This is a genomic window from Streptomyces sp. NPDC049585 (assembly GCF_040675615.1).
Lineage (GTDB): Bacteria > Actinomycetota > Actinomycetes > Streptomycetales > Streptomycetaceae > Streptomyces > Streptomyces luteosporeus.
This window is the reverse complement of record NZ_JBFAPE010000004.1, coordinates 129,137-150,844: the sequence shown is the minus strand read 5'-3', so window position 1 is coordinate 150,844 and position 21,708 is coordinate 129,137. Positions and strand designations below refer to the sequence as shown.

The 21,708-nt window shown below is 70.4% G+C and carries 17 protein-coding genes and 1 pseudogene; 8 read left to right on the top strand and 10 right to left on the bottom strand.

Annotation, left to right across the window (positions count from 1 at the left end; translation table 11 throughout):
* Window position 1 precedes the first annotated feature (1 nt).
* From AB0K17_RS06765 to AB0K17_RS06750, 4 genes are all read right to left on the bottom strand, one after another.
* Window positions 2-832 (bottom strand): class I SAM-dependent methyltransferase, encoded by an 831-nt coding sequence (locus AB0K17_RS06765; RefSeq protein ID WP_365964656.1) that lies wholly within the window; start codon window positions 830-832, stop codon window positions 2-4.
* Between the two features lie 176 nt (window positions 833-1,008).
* Window positions 1,009-3,033: a family 43 glycosylhydrolase gene (locus tag AB0K17_RS06760; protein ID WP_365982324.1), complete on the bottom strand. Its 2,025-nt coding sequence runs from the start codon at window positions 3,031-3,033 to the stop codon at window positions 1,009-1,011.
* A 69-nt stretch (window positions 3,034-3,102) separates the two neighbouring features.
* Entirely contained in the window at window positions 3,103-4,599 is a 1,497-nt protein-coding gene (locus tag AB0K17_RS06755) for a transglycosylase SLT domain-containing protein (protein ID WP_365982323.1), read from the bottom strand.
* Window positions 4,596-6,119, bottom strand: coding sequence for a peptidoglycan DD-metalloendopeptidase family protein (locus tag AB0K17_RS06750; RefSeq protein WP_365982322.1), 1,524 nt, complete (start codon window positions 6,117-6,119; stop codon window positions 4,596-4,598). The genes AB0K17_RS06755 and AB0K17_RS06750 overlap by 4 nt, the downstream gene beginning before the upstream one ends.
* Before the next feature lie 340 nt (window positions 6,120-6,459).
* On the opposite strand from AB0K17_RS06750, the gene AB0K17_RS06745 reads away from it, so the two are divergent.
* Window positions 6,460-7,668, top strand: coding sequence for a cytochrome P450 (locus tag AB0K17_RS06745; protein ID WP_365964660.1), 1,209 nt, complete (start codon window positions 6,460-6,462; stop codon window positions 7,666-7,668).
* A 162-nt stretch (window positions 7,669-7,830) separates the two neighbouring features.
* Here the strand turns inward: AB0K17_RS06745 and AB0K17_RS06740 are convergent, their stop codons facing one another.
* Window positions 7,831-8,598: a hypothetical protein gene (locus tag AB0K17_RS06740; protein WP_365982321.1), complete on the bottom strand. Its 768-nt coding sequence runs from the start codon at window positions 8,596-8,598 to the stop codon at window positions 7,831-7,833.
* 14 nt (window positions 8,599-8,612) lie between these two features.
* Window positions 8,613-9,818 (bottom strand): hypothetical protein, encoded by a 1,206-nt coding sequence (locus tag AB0K17_RS06735; RefSeq protein ID WP_365982319.1) that lies wholly within the window; start codon window positions 9,816-9,818, stop codon window positions 8,613-8,615.
* Between the two features lie 152 nt (window positions 9,819-9,970).
* Here AB0K17_RS06735 and AB0K17_RS06730 point away from each other — a divergent pair, with 152 nt between their 5' ends.
* Window positions 9,971-10,441, top strand: coding sequence for a cupin domain-containing protein (locus tag AB0K17_RS06730; protein WP_365982318.1), 471 nt, complete (start codon window positions 9,971-9,973; stop codon window positions 10,439-10,441).
* Window positions 10,442-10,537: 96 nt separating this feature from the next.
* Here the strand turns inward: AB0K17_RS06730 and AB0K17_RS06725 are convergent, their stop codons facing one another.
* Window positions 10,538-11,275, bottom strand: a complete 738-nt coding sequence (locus tag AB0K17_RS06725; RefSeq protein ID WP_365982317.1) for an SDR family oxidoreductase — start codon at window positions 11,273-11,275, stop codon at window positions 10,538-10,540.
* A 138-nt stretch (window positions 11,276-11,413) separates the two neighbouring features.
* Here AB0K17_RS06725 and AB0K17_RS06720 point away from each other — a divergent pair, with 138 nt between their 5' ends.
* Entirely contained in the window at window positions 11,414-11,986 is a 573-nt protein-coding gene (locus AB0K17_RS06720; protein ID WP_365982316.1) for a helix-turn-helix domain-containing protein, read from the top strand.
* A gap of 123 nt (window positions 11,987-12,109) precedes the next feature.
* Here the strand turns inward: AB0K17_RS06720 and AB0K17_RS06715 are convergent, their stop codons facing one another.
* Window positions 12,110-12,934: a serine protease gene (locus AB0K17_RS06715; RefSeq protein WP_365982315.1), complete on the bottom strand. Its 825-nt coding sequence runs from the start codon at window positions 12,932-12,934 to the stop codon at window positions 12,110-12,112.
* A 1,139-nt stretch (window positions 12,935-14,073) separates the two neighbouring features.
* Between AB0K17_RS06715 and AB0K17_RS06710 the strand changes: the two are divergent.
* Window positions 14,074-14,154: pseudogene (locus AB0K17_RS06710) on the top strand (hypothetical protein); the annotation flags it as partial.
* A 156-nt stretch (window positions 14,155-14,310) separates the two neighbouring features.
* On the opposite strand, the gene AB0K17_RS06705 reads toward AB0K17_RS06710, so the two are convergent.
* Entirely contained in the window at window positions 14,311-15,210 is a 900-nt protein-coding gene (locus tag AB0K17_RS06705; RefSeq protein WP_365964668.1) for a methyltransferase domain-containing protein, read from the bottom strand.
* 253 nt (window positions 15,211-15,463) lie between these two features.
* Here AB0K17_RS06705 and AB0K17_RS06700 point away from each other — a divergent pair, with 253 nt between their 5' ends.
* Window positions 15,464-16,540 carry a hypothetical protein gene (locus tag AB0K17_RS06700; protein ID WP_365982313.1) on the top strand — a complete coding sequence of 359 codons (1,077 nt, stop codon included), beginning with the start codon at window positions 15,464-15,466 and terminating at the stop codon, window positions 16,538-16,540.
* Between the two features lie 42 nt (window positions 16,541-16,582).
* Here AB0K17_RS06700 and AB0K17_RS06695 read toward each other — a convergent pair whose 3' ends face one another.
* Window positions 16,583-17,884 carry an FAD-dependent monooxygenase gene (locus tag AB0K17_RS06695; RefSeq protein WP_365982312.1) on the bottom strand — a complete coding sequence of 434 codons (1,302 nt, stop codon included), beginning with the start codon at window positions 17,882-17,884 and terminating at the stop codon, window positions 16,583-16,585.
* A gap of 166 nt (window positions 17,885-18,050) precedes the next feature.
* On the opposite strand from AB0K17_RS06695, the gene AB0K17_RS06690 reads away from it, so the two are divergent.
* The 3 genes from AB0K17_RS06690 to AB0K17_RS06680 are packed head-to-tail and all read left to right on the top strand — an operon-like array spanning window position 18,051 to window position 21,707.
* Complete coding sequence (locus tag AB0K17_RS06690; RefSeq protein ID WP_365964671.1) at window positions 18,051-19,121, top strand: NAD-dependent epimerase/dehydratase family protein; 1,071 nt, start codon at window positions 18,051-18,053, stop codon at window positions 19,119-19,121.
* Window positions 19,118-20,518, top strand: coding sequence for a cytochrome P450 (locus tag AB0K17_RS06685; RefSeq protein WP_365982310.1), 1,401 nt, complete (start codon window positions 19,118-19,120; stop codon window positions 20,516-20,518). Before AB0K17_RS06690 ends, AB0K17_RS06685 begins: the two co-directional genes overlap by 4 nt.
* The gene (locus AB0K17_RS06680; protein WP_365964673.1) at window positions 20,508-21,707 is read left to right on the top strand and encodes an aromatic ring-hydroxylating dioxygenase subunit alpha; all 1,200 of its coding nucleotides are present in this window, start codon (window positions 20,508-20,510) and stop codon (window positions 21,705-21,707) included. Before AB0K17_RS06685 ends, AB0K17_RS06680 begins: the two co-directional genes overlap by 11 nt.
* Window position 21,708: the final 1 nt, after the last annotated feature.

The window sequence follows — 21,708 nt, the reverse complement described above, 5'->3', positions numbered from 1 at the left end:
GTCACGAGAAGTGCTCGGCTTGGGCGCTGACCGCACGCAGGGCGAACAGCAAGGGGATCCGCGGTTCCTCGTCCGGCAGGCGCCACCACAGCCCGCCGGCCGGGACCATGGCCTCGAAGCGCTTCCACGGGAGCAGCTCCGTCTCCCGCAGCAGCTCCACACGCAGGCCCGCGCCGACGAGGGCGGTGACGACGTCACCCAGCCCGTGCCGCCACTCGAAACAGGTGGTCGCGCCCTCCAGGGGCGGCCCGTCCGTGTACGTGTGCGGCGCGTCCTTCCTGATCGCGCCGCGGCCGGCCAGGTAGTCGGCCGTGAGTTCGAGCGTCTGCCGCCCGGGGTCCGGGGCCGGACCCAGAGCGTTCAGGAGCGGGTGGAACTCGACCAGGTACAGCATGCCGCCGGGGCGCAGGAGGGCACGGACGACGTCCGCCCACGCCGGGAGGTCCGGCAGGTAGCACAGGGCGCCCTTGCCGGTGTAGATCACGTCGAATCGCCGTCCGTGCAGGGCGTCGACCGCCTCGTGGACATCGGCCTGCACGAACTCGACGTCCACTCCGGCCTCGCGCGCGATGCGCCGGGCCCGCGTCACCGACTCCCCCGAGAAGTCCAGGCCCACGGTGCGGGCCGCGCCGCGCCGGGCGAACGCGTGCGTGTCCGTGCCCAGGTGGCATTGCAGGTGCAGCACGTCGCGGTCGCGGAGGTCGCCGAGGTCCTTCCATTCGAAGGGCGCGAACCAGTCCTCGGCGGACCGGGAGCCGTCCAGTCCGTAGAAGGCGCTCGCCGCGTGCACGGGGGCACGGGCGTCCCAGTTCTCCTGATTCGTACGGAGCATCCGGTGAGTGGTGGGGTGCTCTTGATCCGAGCGTTGTTGTTCCGGGCGTTCCTGATCCGTCGTCACCCGGCCGATCCTCCCCACCCGGCGGCCGTCCCGCCAGAAGGCGGGTCGGAAGGCGGGTCAGATGGCGGGTCAGAAGGCGGGGTCAGAAGGCGGGGTCAGAAGAGCAGGGGTCAGAAGGCGGGGGTGCCCGTCCGGAGGGGCGCGATCGTGCGGTCGCCGAAGGCCGTCCACGGGCGCCAGGGGCCACCGGGCGCGTCCTGGACGCGGGTGAGCATCCGGCCCTCGGGGGTGACGGCGAGGACGTGGATCCGTCCGGTGGCGTCGATCGCCGCCGTGGGCGTGGCGGCGAGCCGGACGCCGGACGCGCCGAAGTCGCCGCCGGCGTCCCAGGCCCCGCCGGGCGCGGCCTGCCGGAGGCGGGCGAGCGGCGCCCCTCCGGGCGGCAGGGCGAAGGCCTCCAGCCGGCCGTCGGCGTCGGGGACGAGCGCGGGGGCCGCGTCCGTCCAGCCGGTCATCGGCCGCCAGTCGTCCCAGCCGCCGCTGGGCACCGACTGGCGCCGGTGGAAGGTCGCCAGGCCGGACGGGGCCGTGGCGACGACGGTGAGCCGGCCGCTGCCGTCACGTGCCACCCGCGGCGCGGTGCCGGCCGCGGTGCCGAAGGGACTCCACTGCGCCCAGCCGCCGTTCGGCGCCTCCTGCCACCGGTGGAGGATGCCCGCCCCACCGGGCGCGAGGGCGAAGACCTCCAGCCTGCCGTCGGCGTTGACGGCGACGACGGGCGGCGCGCCCGCGGGCCCGCCGAAGCCCGCGTCCCACTCCTCCCACGCCGGCGCTCCGGGCGCCTGCTGTCGTCGCCGGGCGAGGGATGCGCCGCCCGGGGCCGGGGCGAAGACCTCCAGCCGCCCGTCGGCGTTGCGGGCGACGGCCGGGGCGGCGCCCGCCGGGCCGCCGAACCGCTCCCAGCCGGCCCATCCGCCGTCCGGGCGCTGCACCCGGTGGTCCAGCGCGGCACCGTCCGGGGCGAGGGAGAACACCTCCAGCCGGCCGTCGGCGTTGCGGCCGAGGGTGGGGACCGCCCCGGCCGGCCCGCCGAACGCCTCCCACGGCGACCAGGTGTCGGACTGCGGGTCGAGCTGGACGCGACGCAGCATCGAGCGGTCGCCCGCGTCCAGGGCGAACACGTTCAGCCGGCCGTCGACGTCCAGTGCGGCGGCCGGGTTGTCCGGGCTCTGCCAGGGCGGTGGGACGTCCCGCCAGTCCAGCGGGGCCACGTACAGCCCCTGGTGGAACCAGCCCGCGGCCGTCGCGTACCACTGCCCTGCGGCGGTGACCACCTCGACGGCGTGCCCGGGCACGTGGCCCGCGTAGCCGTCCAGGACGAAGTGGAAAGGGTCCCGGGAGGCGAGCACATCGGTGCCGTCGTAGCCGTTGCGCGGGCCGATGAACAGGTAGTACCAGCCGTCCCGTTCGACGACGAAGGGCGACTCGGTGACGGACACCGTCGCGGCGGTGCTCGCGTCGGTGAAGGCGACGCCCGGTTCGCTCCAGTGCACCAGGTCGTCGGAGCGCCGGAAGGCGACCACGTGCCGGCCGTCCGGGGACAGCTCGGTGTAGTACATGACCCAGCGGCCACCGATCCGCACCACCATCGGGTCGCGTGCCGCGCGGCCCCGGAAGAGCGGGCCGCTCGGCACACGGGTCCAGGTGAACAGGTCGGTCGAGGTGGCGAGGTTGATCGCGGCCCCGTTGCGGCCCCCGGCCGCGTAGAACATCCAGTACGTGCCACCCACCTCGACGACGTGCGGCGCCCACAGGTGTTCCTCCCCGAAGTAGGACCGGTCGACGGTCAGCGCGTCGGGGTGCGCGGTCCACGGGCCGGTGGGGTGCGGCGCGGAGGCGTGGGCGAAGGAGATCTCGGCCGCGCTGTCGGGGGACCGGCCGGCAGGCGCCGCGGCACCGACGATGCCGAACAGGTGCCAGCGGCCCCCCGCCTCGATCAGCGTGTGGTCGTTGAGATAGCGCCGCTCACCGGGGGTGGACGGGTCGTGGACGTGGGTGAAGGGCCCCGCGCCGACCCACCGGTGGGGCGGGGGCGGAGCAGCGGCGGCGGACACGGCGCCGCCGGCACCCAGCAGGGCCAGCGCACCGGCCGCGGCGGAGCCCTGGAGCAGGCGGCGTCTGCTGATCGGATGCACGGGTCCTCCGGGTGGTGTGCCGCGGCCGGCCGGGCTCGTCGCCACGGCCGGCCGCGGGAGGGGGGCGGGTCAGGTGATGGGCGGGCCGGAGGTGCTGTTGACCCAGGTCCACTCGGACCAGGTGCTGAAGCCGGTCTGCCACTTGTGGTGGACCCCGTCGCGGCCGGTGCCGAAGACCTCGATCCGGCCGTCGGCGTTCGTCGCGGCGGCGATGTCGGTGCCGCCGGTGCCGAAGGTGTCCCAGTCGACGTACGCGGCGTTGACGCCCTTCTGCCAGATGTGCAGGGCGGCATCACCGTTGATGGCGAAGACCTCCACGCGCCCGTCCGGGCTGCGGTCGCTGGAGAGCCGGGCGTTCGCCGGACCGCGCGTCGGCTCCCAGCCCGACCAGCTCGTCGGGCTCGTCTGGTACCGGTGGAAGACGCCCACCGGACCGGAGGCGAAGACCTCCAGGCGACCGTCGGCATTGTGGTCGACGGTCACGTCATGACCACCGCCACCGAAGTCCTCCCACTGCGACCAGCCGCCATTGGCAGAAGTCTGGTACTGATGCTGGAAGACGGTCCCGTTGAGCGCGAAGACCTCAAGACGCCCGTCGGACGACTTCTCCATCTTCACCCGGCTGCCACCCGGACCACCGCCCGACGACTCCCAGTTCGACCACCCGCTGTTCGGAGCGTTCTGGTACCGGTGGAAGACCCCGGTCGGGCCGGAGGCGAATACCTCGATCCGCCCGTCGGCATTGACGCCCGCGGTGACGCTGCTGCCGCCCGTGCCGAAGTCTTCCCAACCCGACCAGGCCCCGGACGGAGAAAGCTGATAGCGATGCTTGGCCACATCACCATTGATCGCGAACGCCTCCAGACGGCCATCGGCATTCGGAGCAATGGCGAGCTGTGCATTCCCGGGACCGCCCAGCTTCTCCCACTCCGACCAACCCCCGTTGACCTGCGACTGCCAGGCATGATGCACACCATCCGCCCCGGCAGCAAACACCTCCAGACGACCGTCGGCCGACCGCGCCGACACCACCCGCCCCGACTCCACCGGATACACCAACGGCGCAGGCCCGGTGCCGGGACTTCCCAGACGCGCCACCGCGGCGCGTGCCTCGCCCATGTGCCGCAGGTGGTGACCCATCACATACGTGGACCAGGGCTCCCAGTTCCGCCCCTCGTTGGAGATGCGGAAGGCCGCGTTCGCATTGCACTGGGGCTCGTAGGCGCAGGCGTCGTCGACTTCCTTGTGCCAGTAGTTGTTGATCTGCCACAGCCCGCGGTCGGTCGACGGTGGGGTGTTGTTCGTCGTGTTGGACGCGGACGGATTGCAGCTGGACTCGGCCAGCGCGACGGCGACGGCGAGCTCCAGGGCCTGGCCGCGCCAGCCGGCGTTGTAGCCGACCTGGGCACACAGATCGCTCGGGTCGGCCTGCGCCGGTGAGGCGCCGCCCACCATGCCCGCCGCCACGAGCAGCGATGCGAGCACCGACAGAACGATGCGTGGTAAGGCACGTCGCCGGACGCGCTGCATTCTTCTCACCTGCTGCCCCTTCGGGTGGTCGGTCATGGGACGGAGGGACCGGAGGTGCCGTTGACCCAGGTCCACTCGGACCAGGTGCTGAAGCCGGTCTGCCACTTGTGGTGGACCCCGTCCCTGCTGGTGCCGAAGACCTCGATCCGGCCATCGGCGTTCGTCGCGGCGGTGACGTCGCTCCCGCCGGTGCCGAAGGTGTCCCAGTCGCTGTAGGAAGCGTTCAGGCCCTGCTGCCAGATGTGCATGGCGACGTCACCGTTGATGGCGAAGACCTCGACGCGCCCGTCGGCGGTACGGTCGCTGGTGAGCCGGGAATTGGCGGGGCCCCGTACGGGCTCCCAGCCCGACCAGCCGGTGGGACCGGTCTGGTACCGGTGGAAGACGCCCACCGGACCGGAGGCGAAGACCTCCAGGCGACCGTCGGCATTGTGGTCGACGGTCACGTCATGACCACCACCACCGAAGTCCTCCCACTGCGACCATCCGCCGTTGACGGAAGTCTGGTACTGATGCTGGAAAACGGTCCCGTTGAGCGCGAACACCTCAAGACGCCCGTCGGACGACTTCTCCATCTTCACCCGGCTCCCGCCGGGGCCACCGCCCGACGACTCCCACGGCGACCAGCCACCGTTGGGCGCCGTCTGATACCGGTGGAAGACCCCGGTCGGCCCCGAGGCGAACACCTCGATCCGCCCGTCGGCATTGACCCCGGCAGCGGCGCTGCTGCCGCCGGTGCCGAAGTCCTCCCAGCCCGACCAGGCACCCGAGGGAGAAAGCTGATAACGGTGCTTGGCCACATCACCGTTGATCGCGAACGCCTCCAGACGACCGTCCGCATTGGGCGCAATGGCGAGCTGTGCATTCCCGGGGCCGCCCAGCTTCTCCCACTCCGACCAACCACCGTTGACCTGCGACTGCCAGGCATGATGCACACCATCCGCCCCGGCAGCAAACACCTCCAGACGACCGTCGGCCGACCGCGCCGAGACCACCCGCCCCGACTCCACCGGATACACCAACGGCGCAGGCCCGGGCCGCCGGCCCGGCGTGCACGGTACGGTCACGCCGCGGTCCGCGAGGTAGGGAATCGGGTCGATGCCATGACGCATGCTGGTGTCACGCCGCACCCGAAGATGGAGGTGGGGACCACTGGCCTCGCCCTCGGCCCCCATGAGCGCGATGCGTTGGCCTGCCGTCACCCGCTCTCCCACGGCGACATCCCTTTGGTACATGTGCCCGTACTCGGTCACCGTGCCGTCGGGGTGCAGGATGCGGATCCACTGGCCGTAGCCCTGGGCGGGGCCGGAGTCGATGACCTCCCCGTCGCCCACGGCGTGGATCGGCGTGCCGAGGGCGTTGGCGATGTCGATGCCGTCGTGGTCGCGGGCTCCGCCGTAGGCATCGGAGATGAAACCGGACGTCGGGCACGACGCGGCGAAACCGGCGAGCCGTGGTGCGGCGGAGGCCGATGACGGGGTCACCAGCGACGGCAGTACGGCGAACGTCGCCGCGAGAACGAGGCGCAGCGCGCCGGTGCGAAGACCGTGGAGCACGTGGCGTTCCTCCCCCCTCGAAGGGCACGTCGGGTCGGATGAATGGGCCAGCGGCACGGTAGCCACGGCCGGTCGACGAGGACATCCGGAACGCTACGGACTGACAACACCCGGGGCTCGGGATAGCGGGAGCGACGGCACAGGTGGGAGGACGACAACAGGTCGGGTTGCCTTCGCCGTCATTCATTGCAACGCAACGTTGCATTCGGCTTCAGCGCCATTGCATCAATTCACCAACTCTGAGCAGGCAAACCACAGTTAGGCCGATTGACGCAACTCTGAACGCAACGTAGCTTTCGAGCAATGTTCAACGCTTGCCGTCGCGAGATGAGGAATGGTCATGAGCGAGTCCCTTCACACCGTCACCACGCTGCCGACGGCGCGTCAGCGCGGTTGCCCCTTCGACCCGCCGGCGGAGCTGATCCAGGCCCGTGAGCACGGCCCGATCAGCCGCTACCCCTTCCCCGATGGGCACCAGGGCTGGCTGATCACCGGGTACGACCTGGTCAAGTCGGTCCTGGCCGACTCGCGGTTCAGCTCGCGCAAGGAGCTCATGCGCCACCATCCGACCATCGACTACGGCGACATCGAGGTGCCGCCGGCGCCGCCCGGCGAGTTCCTCCTCATGGACGACCCCCGGCACCGCCGCTACCGCAAGCCGTTGGCGGGCAAGTTCACCGTGCGCCGGATGCGGCAACTCACCGAGCGAGTCGAGCAGATCACCACCGACTGCCTGGACGCCATGGAGAAGGCCGGACCGCCGGCCGACCTGGTGACCGCGTTCGCCAAGCCCGTCCCCACCATCGTCATCTGTGAGCTGCTGGGCGTGCCGTACGAGGACCGGGGCTCCTTCCAGGAGCAGATCGACACGTTCATGAGCGGGGAGACGGGCGAGGAGGAGCTGATAGCGGCCTACACCGCGACACAGAACTACCTCGCGGAGCTGGTGGCCGCCAAGCGCGCGAACCCCACCGACGACGTGCTCAGCGACCTCACCGGCAGCGATCTGACCGATGAGGAACTGCAGGGGATCAGTCTGCTTCTCCTGGCCGCAGGGTTCGACACCACCGCGAACATGCTGGCCCTCGGCACCTTCGCGCTGCTGCAGCACCCGCAGCAACTGGCCGCTCTGCGCGCCGACCCCGCGCTCACCGACGGTGCCGTGGAGGAGCTGCTGCGGTATCTGAGCGTCGCCAAGACGTTCATGAGGACGGCGCTGGAGGACGTCGAGGTGGGCGGCCGCACCATCGAGGCGGGCACGACGGTGATCCTGTCGTACAACACGGCCAACCGCGACCCCGAACGCTTCACCGACCCCCACGTGCTCGACCTCCGCAGGCAGACCACCGGCCACCTGGCCTTCGGCCACGGCATCCACCAGTGCCTGGGCCAGCAACTGGCCCGCATCGAGATGCGGGTGGCCCTCCCCGCACTGCTCAACCGCTTCCCCACCCTGCGCCTGGCCGTACCGGCCGAAGAGGTCGCGCTGCGCCCCGAGACCGCGGACATCCACGGAGTGAAGAGCCTCCCGGTCACCTGGGACGTGTGACCAGGCGCGCGCCGAATACCGCCCGGCGCCTGCACCTACGCCTGGGCCGATGCGGATGCCGATGAAGCGTGTCGCTCGCTGGTGCTCAGCCACGCCACGCTCGCCGCGACGGCCCCGGCGAGGACGAGGACGTACAGCGGGCCGGTCACCGACGGTCCCGGGTCAGCTGAAGATCGCCAGAGGGCGGACCTCCAGGACGCCCTCCTCGGCCTTCCAGTTCTGCACCTTGCCCAGGCAGAGGGCGGAGAAGCGGTCGGAGTCCAGCTCGCCGCGCAGTCCCCGGGAGTTGCAGGACACCCGGACCCGCGCGGTGTGCGGGGGTCTGCCGTAATCGGCGAGGAGGACGGTCCGGTTCTCGGCCGGGGCGGCATCGTCCTTGCGGAAGTCCCCGGTGAGCAGGACGAACAGCTTCTCGGTGCAGCTCAGTGGCACGGGACCCTCGGGGAACCGTCCCGCGTACGCCTTCGCCAGCGCCGCGTTCCGCCGCACCGTGCCCCGGCGCAGGTCGGCGTGGACGATGGCGTTGCTGCGCTCCAGGCCGTCGACGATGACGCCGATCGCCGAGATGGCCTCGGCCTTCTCGATGTACTTGGTGACGACCTCGTTGCTCGCCTCGACGCCGGAGTCCGGGCTGAGGAACGGCAGGATCTGCACGGCGAGCTTGGCCGCCCAGCTGCGCATGGTCCGCTGCTCGACCTCTTTTCTGAGCGCCACGGCGTATCTGTTCATCTGCGCCTGGTCCATGATGGTCCGGTTGTCCAGGTAGAGGCAGGTCCGGTCGGTCACCAGACGCTCCGAGGGGCGCCTGCCGCGCCGTCGGGCGGCGATCGTGAGGATCACCAGTGCAACGGCGCTCACCGCGGTCACCAGCCACAGGAGCATCCAGGGCCACCAGATGCCCCACCACGGACGATCGCCGAATACGGGCACGACGGGTCACCTCGTCAGTTCGTCGCGGGCGCCGGGCAGTTCTTGACGGCGGCGATCATGCGCTCGAGTATCTCCAGTTCCGGCATCCGTGCCGCGGTCTCGTCCCCGCCGGCCGCCGGCGGGGCCGGTACGCCCTGCTGCCGCAGGCGTCCGGTCAGCGCGTCGGCACCGAGGACGTGATAGCCGAGTTCCGTCGCGCGGCGCTGGAGTTCCGGGTTGTGCTCGAGCAGTTCGCCGAGTCGGTCGGCCCGTCGGTCGAGGGCGATGAACTGCGGCTGGGTCAGCATCCGGGTCGTGGGGTACAGCAGGACGCGTTCGGTGTCCACCGTGCGGTGTCTGGTGCGGTACCCGGCCTGGTAGGCGAGGAACTGGTGCTCGTAGACCACGACGACGGGGTCGAGCCGGTGGTCGTTGGGTGAGGCGTAGTACTTGAAGAGATCCGCGCCGGGGCTGCCCTGGCGGATCAGCAGGGGCTTGACCTTCGCGGCGATCTCGTCGGCCCGCCGCAGGTCCGTCGGGACGTCGTTCCCGTTGCGGGTGAAGGCGACCAGGCCCAGGTAGGTGCCTGCCGAGTTGGACTCGCAGATGTCGGAGGTCTGGGCGAGCACGACGTTGCCGTTGCTCAAGCCGTGCCTGCCGATGCCGAGGTCGTTCCAGCGCCGGTTGTGCTCGGTGAGGGCGAGGAACCGGTTCATGTCGAGGGAGTAGTAGAGCGGCTCGCCCGTACCGGACCCGGTCTGGGGACGGGCCGCGCCCGCGTCCCGCAGCGTCTCGGCGTACTCGCGGTAGGTCGCCAGGACCAGGGGACTGTCGAACGGGCGGTAGATGTTGGTGTACCGGTGCTGTTTCTGCCGGGTACTGGAGATGAGGTCCCCGGCGGGCTCGCCGGAGGGGAAGACGAAGTCGTAGCCGTCCAGACTGCCGGTCGCCACCTCGCGCGAGCCCGAGCTGACGGTGCGTACACGGATGCCGTGCTCCAGCAGGATCCGGGTGACCTGCTCGTCCTCGAAGAACCCGGCCTTCGATGCCAGCCGCCCCTCCAGGGTGGTCAGTCGCTGGAAAGGCAGCAGCAGATGGCCTGCCGTCGCCAGTACGGCCGTTCCGGACACCGTCAGGAGCAGGGCGAGCGCCGGCGTCAGCACCCGCAGGGCGCGCTGGCGGAACGGGTGCGGCTCGCGCGCGACCGTCAGGGCCGGTTCGGTTCTCGCCGGATCACCCATGCGCTCCCCCCGAAGCGGTACGTCCCCTCCACGCCCCTTCTCGTTCCCCGCACCGGACGCCTCTACCCTTGCGCCCAGTACCGGTTCGACGGTCCCGGCATCCCCGCCGGCATCAGGAACGTAACCGGCATCCAAGGGAAGGGACTTGTCCCATGAGGTTGTCCCGCGCACTGCAGTCAACGGTCGCAGCAGCGGCTCTGGTGGCGACGGTCGGTTTCTGCCTGCCCTCGGACACCGCGGGTCCGGCGCCCCGGATCGAGGAGATCGCGCAAGGCACGCAGACCGGTCCGGTGAAGGTGGCGGTCTTAGGCCCCGTGCAGGTCAATTTCCGTGAAGTCACCATCCCGCCGGGCGGTTCCACGGGCAAGCACTGCCATCACGGCCAGTTGGTCGGCGTCGTGAAGTCCGGCACGCTCACCCACTACGCGCCCGTGTACCCCGGCGGGGTCCATGTGTACCGGACGGGCGACTCGATCACCGAAGGCAAGGGCTACGTCCACGAGGGGCGCAACGAGGGAACCACTCCCCTGGTGCTGTGGGCCACGTACATGACACCGAAGGGGGAGCCGCTGGCGGATACGGATCTCTCTCGTTGCGATCGGCCGCACGAAAACGACGATTGACCCGGGGCGTCGCCCGCCGCCCCTTGCTGCTCTTGACCTCGGCGGCGCACAGTCCGTCGTTCGGCGACGGGGCGATCCCGGCGTTCAGCGGTGTTGTCAGGCTTGCATGGTGGGTCGGACGACGATCTCGTTGACGTCGACGCCGACGGGCTGCTCGATCGCATAGCCGATGGCGGAGGCGATGGCGGAGGGCGGCATGGCGATCTCGTCGCGCATCCGAGTCATCGCGAAGGAGACCTCGGGGGTGGCTCCCTTGCCGACACCTTCCGTGTGGGTGAACCCGGGCGATACGACGGTGACGCTCAGGTCAGGACCCGATTCCTGGCGCAGGCCCTCGGAGATCACGTTCACCGCCGCCTTGGTGGCCGCGTAGACGGCTTGGGGGGATTTGACGACGTAGGCCGCGGTGGAGCTGACATTGACGAAGTGGCCGGAGTTCTGCCGGCGGAAGACGGGGAGGGCCGCAGCGATGCCGTTGAGCAGTCCGGTGATGTGGGTGGAGACCATGGCATCCCAGTCGTCCTGGCGCAGTTCGTCGAACGGGGAGACGGCCATGGTGCCCGCGTTGGAGACGAGAACGTCGAGGCGGCCGTACTGCTCGATGGCGGTATCGGTGAGGCGGTGGAGGTCTTCGCGGCGTGTGACGTCGACGATGACGCCGGTGGCGGTCCCTCCCTTGGCGGTGATGCCGTCCACGACGGCAGTCAGGCGGTCCTTCCGCCGGGCTCCGAGAACGAGCAGGGCTCCCTTGTCGGCCAGGAAGCTCGCGGTCGCCTCACCGATGCCGCTGCTGGCACCCGTGATCGCGATGACCTTGCCTTGGATGGTCGACATGATCAGGTTCCCTCCAAGGGGTGTGTGCAGATCGTCGCGTGACCTACAGTGAAGTGGGGACATCCCCACTTATTCGAAGGTAAGCGGGGAACTCCCCCCTTGGCAAATGGGGCATCCCCGGGAAGGACAGCCAAGAAGATGGCCGCCGAAGCGCACCGCCCGTTGCGCGCCGACGCTCAGCGCAACAGGGACAGGATCCTCACCGCTGCGGCACGCGTGTTCACCACGGAGGGCCTGAACGCGCAGATGGACCGAATCGCCAAGGAAGCCGGCGTGGGCAGTGCGACTCTGTACCGCAACTTCCCCACCCGGGAAGCCCTGGTCGAGGCGGTCTACCGTAACGAGGTGGCCCAGTTGTGCGATTCCGTCTCTTCCCTACTGGCGCAGAAGTCGCCCGACGAGGCCCTGCGCTCGTGGACGCGTCTCTTCCTGGACTACGTCACCACGAAATACGGCATGATCGACGCCTTGCGCGCCATCGCCGCAACGGGAAGCAACCCCTATGGGCACAGCAGGGAGATGATCCAGGCTGCTGTCACCACCCTCATGGACGCTTGCGCGGCAGCCGGGACGATCCGGGCCGACATCCTCCCCACCGACATCAGCGCCGCGCTGGAGGGCATCGCCCTCACGTCGGCGGGCACGGAACACCGACAGCAGGCAGAGCGCCTGCTCGACCTAGTCCTGGACGGCCTCAGGGTTCGTGCGTGACGACGCACGCCTCGTCCCGCCATGCTCTCGCAGGATCCGACCCGGTCACTTCTCGCCGGCGCCGTCTTCGTCCGGTTCAAGCGCGTCCGGGTCGCGTCGCGCAGAGGGCGCCGGCGTCGCGGATCAGCCGTTGCGGACTGTCGTCTTGTGGATCCAGCCTGCGTAGGCGGGTGCGCTGGTGTAGAGCCCCGGGCCTTCGCTGCAGCGCACGCCTGGGGCGCCGGGGCCCGAGGTGACGCCGATGAGTTCCCAGCGCCCCTGCCGGTCCTGCTGGAGCTGGGGGCTGCCCGAGTCGCCGTGGCATGCCATGGCCTTGGGCACCTGGCTGATCGTGCACAGGCGGGTGCTGTCCGCGTAGCCCGGCGCGCACTCGGAGACCGCACCCCTGCGCGCGTCGAGTTCCTGGAGTCGGTTGGGGAAGTCCCACTTCGCGGGGTCCGGTGCGTCGTCGACGGTGCCGAAGCCCAGGAGCCGGGTCGGGGTGCCGGGCCGCCCCGGCTGCCGGGCGATGCGGATGGGCTTCTCGGCCACCGGGCGGTTCAGGCGGATCAGAGCGACGTCGTTGCGGTTGGGGCCGGTGCCCTCGCCGTTCCTGTAGCCCGGGTGGGACGCCGTCCTCGCGACGGACCGGACCGTGCCCCCGGAGTTCTTCCACTCACTGCCGATCCGGACGGTGCCGTCCAGGGTGACAAGCGTCGGGTCCACACAGTGGGCGGCTGTGAGCACCCACTCCGAGTCGATCAACGATCCTCCGCAGACACCCTTGAAAGCAGGATCCTCCGCACCCGTCACCGGGATCGACACCATGAACGGGTAACGCTGCGTGGAATCCCTCCCGTTGACGATGGCTTCGGCGCTGCCGGTCATCATGGCGGCGCAAGCCGCTCCGGCCAGCGTCACCACGGCGGTGCGCACCATCGTGCAGCGCGAGGGCTTCAAGTTGAACATCGGTTCTCCGATCGGACGAGCATGTTCGACGTGCCCAGCCTCCGCGATCGAGAGAAACCGACCCATCCGGTCAGCGCGCCTGTCCGAGGCCCGGCCAGCGGGCCCGTACGGGGTGGGGAGAGCCCCCGGACGACATGTTCCGCATCCATTCGGTGCAACGACCCACCCCCTCGGCGACCTCGTGCCGCAGAGGAGGCATACTCAGCCGCCTTGATCGGGTAGCCCATGGGCATGTCCGCGACCTCACCGCCATGGGGCCGGCCGCCACAGCCTGCCGGCACACCCGGCAACGCCGAGTCCGCCCACCCCCGAGGAGTGCCCCGTGAAAATGCTCATCAACGTTCCGGACGCCTGAGGATCTGCAGGTCAGGAGGCAGAAGGGGCACGACTGGTCAGCAAATAGTCAGCAAGCGACCCGAGCGATCACCAAACGGACCTGACCAGGGGAACCCTGCCGACCGACGATCGCCGGGACTCACTCCGCCGCCGACCGCCATGGCCTGTCGGTGAGCTTGCGCCAACTTGAAGTCGCAGGTCAAAGGGCTGGTATGACCGGTTTTAGGGGTGCTCACGCTGGTCGTGGGCGACAGTCCACGGAGAAGATCGTCCGTCAGGGCAGTCGGCTCTCGAAGGGAATCACGGTGCAGCCGTGTCGGCGGGTGTGCGAAGCCTTCTTCTCCCAGATTCCGGCCTAGAAGACTCCGATGACCCAGGATGACGCTCTCAGGCAGCTCAGCCACATCGCGCGGGAGAGGGCATACGACAGGCATGTCGGGTCAGACCGGCTCATCCAGGCAGGGCTGGACACGCTGATTGCCGGGGTTGAGAGCCTCTCTCGCCATGCTGGCCGGTCTCCTCCGCAGCGAAGAGCCTGACGCGCCAGCACTCTTCGACCAGGTGCTGGAGGAGTTGGAGTTCGTTGTTCCATCCTCCCGCCGATCCTCGCGCGGCAAGGTGGGCGATGGCCGACTGGGTCTCCGGTCAGATCGCCGACGGAACCTTGGATCCCACCTCGGGCACCTGGCTCATCTGGGCCGACATTGCTGAGGGCCTCGGCTACCCCGAAGAGCTGGAACCGCTTGTCCACTGCGCGCACAACCTGGACGGCTGGGAGGAGAACTGGGGAGTCTCCCTTGTCGATGACGGTCCAGATGCTGCACGACCTGCGCCTGCGGCCCGGCCTGTCCTATCTGGAGCTGGGGGCCGGACCGGGGTACTCAACGGCCTTGGCCGCCCGCGTACTCGGGGCCGGGCGGGTCACGGCCGTCGAGCGCGACGCGGCAACCCTCCGGAAACCAGAGGGACGAGCGGGGCATTGGTGGTGCTCTCCTTGGACTCTGCGGCCGCGGACGTCCTGGGCGGCTCCTTCCGCAAGGTCATCGGCGCTCCGGCAGGGCTGTGGGCTTCCGCGCTTCCCACACGCCGATGAGGAAGTGGCCGGCGCGTGCCGCTTCGCACAGGGCGAGAGTGCCCCGGAGCATGAAGCGGAGGAGGGGAGTGATCTCCTCACTGCCGGCCATGGCGTTCACCTCGTCCAGGATCTTCCAGACGGGCTCCAGGTCGCCTTCCCCGGCCGCGTTGCTCACCCGTACCCCGGTGAACCCGGCAGTGCGCAGCTGGTCGGTCAGTTCGCGGGGCGAGGACAGGTGCGACAGGCCGTGGTAGCGGCAGATGGGCTCGATGAAGCGGTTGGTCTCCTCGGCCGACAGGCCCTCCCGGGCCAGCCAGTCGTAGCCGAGGGAGACCCCACCGGGTTTCAGGACGCGTGCGATCTCCGTGTGCACCCGGGTCTTGTCCGGTACGTGGCAGATCGCCTGGAAGCTGTAGGCGACATCGAAGGTGGAGGCGGGGAACGGCATGTTCCTCGCGTCGCCCTCGACGAATGTGGTGCGCTCGGCCAGGCCGGCTTCCCCGGCCTTCTCACGGGCCTGCCGGACGCGCAGGGCACTGAGGTCCAGGCCCGTGACGTGGGCGCCGGAGTGGGCCGCGATCGTCCGCGCGGGTCCGCCCACGCCGCTGCCCACGTCGAGCGCCGTCATGTCCGGGCGGAGGCCCGCACGGTCGGCCAGGCGGCGTTCCACCGCTCGCTGCGCCTCCTGGAGCGTGGCCTCCCCGTTGAAGGGCGGGAAGTGGTGGGACTCGCCCCATCCGGCGCAGTAGATGTCGTTCACCAGCCCGTAGTACGTGGCCACCAGTTCCACGAAGTTGGCGTCCCGGGTGACGCGATCGGCCGCTAGTTCCGCGAGCCGGGAAACCTGCTGGGAGTCGCTCGTCATGGCTGGCGTTCCTTCTCGGTGAGTGACGGGAGGCGCGCTTCGGCCGGCACACGACGAGCGACGTCCGCCCCGGCAGGGGCCCTGCGTCGTGTGACCGGGGGAACCGTACAGGGTCTTCCCCGACGGCCGCAGGCGCATGGGGCCCGGCAGTCGGCCCTTCCCTCTCAAGGGTTACATCGGTGGCCGGCGGAGTCTCCCGGGTCGTCCCCTCGATACGGTTTCCGGCGCGTAGGTGTGCTCGTGGCGTCCAGTAGTGACCGAGGTGCGCGTGGCGGTCGTCGTCGTTGTGGCCTTTGTGGGCCTGTTGTTCGTCGCTTCGCGGGTGGTTCCCGGCCCCGTCGAGCAGGGAGCCGAAGGAGCCGGAGGCGTCCGCGCACGGTACCGCCTGAACGGGCTGAGACTCTTCCTCGCGGCCGCACTGGCGGCCGCGGCGGCATGGATCCGGTTCCCCACGGCGCTGACCTATCCCGCCCGCCATGCAGGCGAGTTGTTCGTCGCCGCCAACGCCTTCGCCTTCGTCCTGGCGACGGTCCTCCACGTATACGGCCGGCGCCGGCACCCCGGCGCGCGCGGGGCGGGACCGCTGAGGGGGCTCGTCGACTACATCCGCGGTGTGGAACTGAACCCGCAGTGGTGGGGCGTCGACCTCAAGATGTTCTCGTACCGCCCTTCACTGATCGGCCTGTTCCTCATCAACGTCTCGTTCCTGGCCACGCAGTACCTGGACCAGGGTTCGGTCACCGCCAGAATGGCGCTCTACCAGGCGTTCTTCTTCCTCTACATCGCGAACTACTTCCAGTTCGAGGGAGGAATGCTCCACACCTGGGACATCCTCGCCGAGAGATTCGGGTGGATGCTGGTCTGGGGCGACTATGTCCTCGTCCCTTTCTTCTACAGCCTGCCGGGGCGCACCCTGACCGGGATGCGAGAGCCGCTTCCGCCCGGGTCGGCCGTGGCGTGTACGGCGCTTTTCCTCGGTGGGTTCTGGCTGTTCCGGGGGGCCAATGAGCAGAAACACCGGTTCAGGAGAGGTCGCCTGCGCAGCGTCTGGGGACGCCCGGTGGAGACGGTCGGCGGGAGCCTGCTGGTGTCCGGGTTCTGGGGGGTCGGCAGAAAGCTCAACTACACGGGTGAGTTCCTCCTCTACGTCAGCTGGACAGCACTGTGCGGCACCGAGTCCGTCGTCCCCTATACGGTGCTGCTGTTCCTTGCCATGCTCTTTGCGCACCGGGCCCACCGCGACGACCGGCGTTGCCGCGCCAAGTACGGCCCGCTGTGGGAGGAGTACTGCCGGCGGGCCCGGTTCCGCATGATTCCCTTTCTCTACTGACCTCTTCTCTCCGGGTTCTCTCCCGGCCCCCGCATGCGGTACCTATACGTGCGGGCCGAAGAGGGCCACTCTGCGTGCCGATCGCCGCGGGGGGAGGCCGACATGGGAGCCGCTCATCCACAGCAGCCACGCCGTGAGCCCCGCGATGGTCGATGCCAGACGGAGCATGTCGTCACCGGGGCTTCGGAGAGTGGAGACCACGGCGTCGCCCGCGATGCCGGCCACGACGCGGCACAAAGCGCTCCTGCGGTGGTCCTGCAGTCCCAGCAGTCTCATGGTGCGGGTGCGCCCCTGGGGGTCGGTGCGCCACAGGCCGAGCAACGAGCGGCGCAGTGCGAGGGTGGCGGGATCCGTGCCGGTCAGTACGCGGTGCACGGCGGCGGCCACGCGCTCGGGGGTGCGGGACCGCAGGGTGCGGCTGCGCCGGTAGTCGGCGGGACCGGCGTGCGCGCCGAGGCATTCCGCGTCGAGGAGCGCACAGGTCAGCCCCTGTGCCGCCAGGGGGTGCCCGTGGCCGGCGGCGTCACCGACCAGCGCGACGCGGCCCCGCCCGAAGAAGTCCCTGCGGAGGAACCGGCTGGCGGACCATTGGATGTTGCCCTCCCGCAGTTGCCCTCGGAAGGAGCGTGCCAGGTCGCCTGGCAGGTGCGGGGCGTAACCCCGCTCCAAGTAGGCGCCGACCCGGGCCGGTCCGGGCCGCCCGAGGGGGACGTCCAAGCACAGGCGGACCTCGTCGTCGCCGATGCGGTAGGCGAGCGCCGGCCCGGGCCCGCCGAGGAAGATGTGCCCACGGTGCTCGGCCGGCAGGCCCACGCCCCTGAGGACGAGCCCCGCGGTGTGGGAGAGGGTTACGGGAGGATCGGCGTCCGGACAGATCGCCCGCCGGACGGCCGAACTGCGTCCGTCCGCACCGACGATCAACCCCGTGACGATGCGGCCGGCGTCGCTGACGACCTCTCCTTTCTCCGACACGCCCAGCACGCGCCGGCGCAGCAGTACGGCCCCGGCGGTGTCCCGCAGCAGGGCCTGGAGGTGTCCGACCAGCAGGTGGTGTGGCGCGGTGACGGCGGTGCCCGCCCCGTAGGACAGCTCGATCGGTGTCTCGCCGTCACCCGGGTGCAGGAAGAAGCCGCCGTTCCTGATGAACCGGGGGCCATCCAGGTTGACGCCCAGTCGTTCCAGCGCCGCCGCGCCCGCAGGGTGCAGCCACTCTCCTGAGAAGTGACCGCGGCGGTCGGCCCGCGGCTCGAGAAGCCGCACGTGGGCACCGTTCCGGACAAGCGCCAGGGCAGCGGCGCAACCGGCGGGTCCGCCTCCGGCCACCACCGCGTCTGCGACCTTCATCAGCCTGCGTTCCCTCTCTGGAGTGCGGGACGGGGCGTTTGACATACCAGAGCGCACTCATAAAGTGCTATCGCCTGCACGGTGAGTGACGGGGTTCGGTCGTCACGCGGCGAGCCGGCATGTCATCGCCTCGGCCGGGGCGCGGGTCAGGGAGAAGGAGCAGGGCGTGATCCTCGTGACGGGAGGCAGCGGACACCTCGGTGCCAATCTTGTCCGGCGCCTCGTGGCCGACGGCCACCAGGTCCGCGTCCTGGTGCACGACCCCCACTCCGCCGCGAAGGCGTTGGCGGGCCTCCCCGTGCGGAGGGCCATGGGGGACCTACGGGACCGAAGGGCCGTAGCCGCGGCGGTGGACGGCTGTGACCGGATCTTCCACTGCGCCGCGAGGATCTCCACCTCGGCCCGTGGGGCACCCGGCATTTACGGGGTCAATGTGGTCGGTACCCGTCATGTGCTGGACGCCGCGCGCCGGACCGGGGTGCGGCGGGTGGTGGTCACCGGCTCGTTCAGCGCGACGGGAGGTCCGCCGGGCAGGCCGAGCACCGAGGAGGACCCCCACTATCCCTTCGCGGACCACACCCCGTACACGCGCAGCAAGGTGCTCGTCGAGCACGAGTGCCACCGGGCCGCCGCACAGGGACTCGACGTCGTGGTGGCCGTCTCCACGGCCATCATCGGCCCGCACGACTACCGTCCCTCCCGCATGGGCCGCCTGCTGCTGGACTTCGCTCACGGCACGCTGCTGGCCTACGTGCCCGGCGGTTTCGAGTTCGTCTCCGTCCAGGACCTCGTGGAGGGACATCTGCTGGCCATGGAGCGCGGCAGGCCGGGCCGCAAATACCTGCTGTCCACGGAGTTCCGCACCGTGGACGAGATGATGGACCTGTACAGCCAGGTCACCGGACAGCCCACGCCGCGGTTGCGTCTGCCCGCTCCCGTCATGGCCGTGCTCGCCAGGCTGGCGGAGGGCCCGCGGGGGCTGTTGGCCCCGGACCGCGAGGCGCGCTTCACCCCGGCCGCGGTCCGTTTCCTCCGTTCGCGCCGGCGCGCCGACTGCTCCCTGAGCCGAGCCGAACTGGGGTACCAGCCGACCGGCATCGCCCAGGCGGTCGAGCGCGCCTACCGCTGCTTCGTCGACCGGGGCCTGGTGGAGCGGCGCCGCCGCCTGTACCCCGTGGCGAAGGCGGCGGCCCGTAGTGCCGTGGACGCCGCCGCCGGCACCGGGAGCCCGCGATGACCGCCACCGAAGCCGCGGGCGCCGTACCGGCGTACGCCCCGCGGCTCCCCGGTGGCCACCTGCCATGGCTGGGCCCGGTGCGCGCCTTCGGCCGCGACCCCGTGGGACTCCTGAGTGCCGCACGTGAGCGGGTGGGAAACGCCTTCCGCTTCCCGCTGTTGGGACAGGAGGTGCACTTCGCGTGCGGGCCGCGGGCGCACGCCGCCTTCTTCGGCGCGGACGAGACGGTGCTCAGCGCCCGGGAGGCCTACCGCTTCATGACGCCGGTCCTCGGGCAGGGCGTCGCCTACGACGCCGAGCCGACGGAGATGGAGCAGCAGATCGGGCATCTGCTGCCCGCGCTCGGCTCCCGCAGGCTGGAAGCACACGCACGCGTCATGGAGGAGGAGTCCGAGGCGCACGTCGCCCGCTGGGCGGACGCGGGCGAGATCGACCTGCTCGCCGAGCTGAACCGGCTCACCGTCTCCATCGCCGCGCGATGCCTGGTCGGTGACGGGTTCCACCGGCGCATGGGACCGCAACTCGCCACCCTCTACCGCGACCTCGAAAGCGGCATCCGGCTGGCCGGCGTGCTCAGCCCCAAGGCACCGCTGCCTGCCTTCCGGCGCCGCGACCGCGCCCGAGCGGCCATCGCCTCCGCCATCGCCGAGGTGATCGCCGAACGGCGCGCGGCACCCGGGCGGGCCACCGGCCACCAGGACGTGCTGGCCACCCTCCTTCAGGCAAGTGACGACCGGGGGAAACGGCTGCCCGACGAGACGGTGACCGGCATTCTCCTCACCATGATCTTCGCGGGCCAGCACACCAGCGCCGTGCTCGCCACGTGGACGGGTCTGCTGCTGCTGCGCCATCCCCGCCATCTCGACGCGGTCACGGCCGAACAGTTCGGTGTGCTCGGGGCGCAGGGGCACGTCACACCACAGGCGCTGCACCGCATGGACCTGCTGGAGCGCTGCGTGCGCGAGGCCGAGCGGCTGCACCCGCCCCTGACGGTACTGATGCGCAAGGCCCTGCGGGACCTCACGCTCGACGGACACGCCGTGAAGGCCGGCAGCCTCGTCATGGTGTCCCCCGCCGTGGCGCACCGGATGCCCGACGTCTTCCGCGAGCCGGACCGCTTCGACCCCTCGCGCTATCTACCGCCCCGCTGTGAGCACCGGCCGCCGTACAGCCTCATCGGCTTCGGTGGCGGCAAGCGCCGCTGCGTGGGCCTTGCCTTCGCCTACCAACAGGTCAAGACGGTCTGGAGCGTACTGCTGCGCCGGGTCGAACTGACCTCGACGGGCGGCGAGCCCCGCCCCGACTACTCGACCTTCGTCGCCGCACCGGCTCTGCCGCGCTCCGTCCGCTACCGTAAACTGCCTCCCGAGACAGGGAACACCACCCGTGATCCGTGATCGCTCCCGCACCGATGAGGTCCCCGCGCACCGGCACGGTGGCCCGCCCGCCTTCGCCGAGGCCCGCGGCAAGCGGGCGAAGGTACGGGCCGCCGGGATGGACCCGGACTATTGGTACCCCGTCGAGTACGACGCGGCTCTGAAGCCGGGCAGGACACTGGCCACGCGGTTCTGGGGGCAGCCCATCGTCGTCTACCGGGGCACGGACGGCACCCTGCGCGCCCTGGAGGACCGCTGTGCCCACCGCCAGCTCCAACTCTCCGGCGGCGAGGTCAACGGGTGTCACCTCACCTGCACTTATCACGGCTGGACCTACGACGGCGACGGCAAGGTCGTCCACTACGCCCACGACCTCTTCGGCCGCGCCGAGCCCGAGGTGAAGATCACGAGCTATCCGGTCACCAGCCGCCACGGCATCATCTGGATCTTTCCCGGCGACCCCGCCTCGGCCGCCGCTCGCACCCCTCCGGACATCCCGGAACTGACCGGCAGCAGGCCGTGGTCCCGGCTGGACGCCTCCTTCGTCTGGAACGCCCATCACTCGATGGTCATCGACAACGTGAGCGACTTCAGCCACGCCTACCTGCACCGCAAGTACCGCCCCTTCTGGGACGCGAAGCTGACCCGGCTCGAAGCCGCCGGCGACACCGTGCACCTGTCCTACGACACCCGCATCGGCGGCGGACCGGTCTCCGGGCGGTTCGTCGACCGCCGGCGCGTCGACACCACCTCCATCGACCTGGCCTTCCAGTACCCCTACCAGCGGTCCGACACCGGCGGCTCCATCAAGCACTGGTGCTTCGTACTGCCCATGGACCGGCGCACCACCCGGGTCTTCTTCCTCTTCTACTTCGACGCGCTCAAGATCCCCGGCACGCACCGGAAGGTGCCGCGCGCCCTCATGGGCACCCTGCTGCGCCTGGCCGCGCCCCTCACCGTCGAGCCCCTGCTGCGCCAGGACGGCGACGCCGTGGAGGCGGAACAGCGTGGCTGGGAGCTCCACCACACCGAAGCGATCATCGAGCTCAACCCCGCCGTCGGCCTGTTCCAGGACCTCACCATCCGCAAATGGCAGGAATTCCTTGACCGGAACCGCGAACGAGCCCGCCCCTCCCGCATCGCCGTCCTCGACGGAGAGCCCCTCCACGGCAGCTCCCGACCCGCAGCAGGCGCATCGCCGCGCGCTTGAC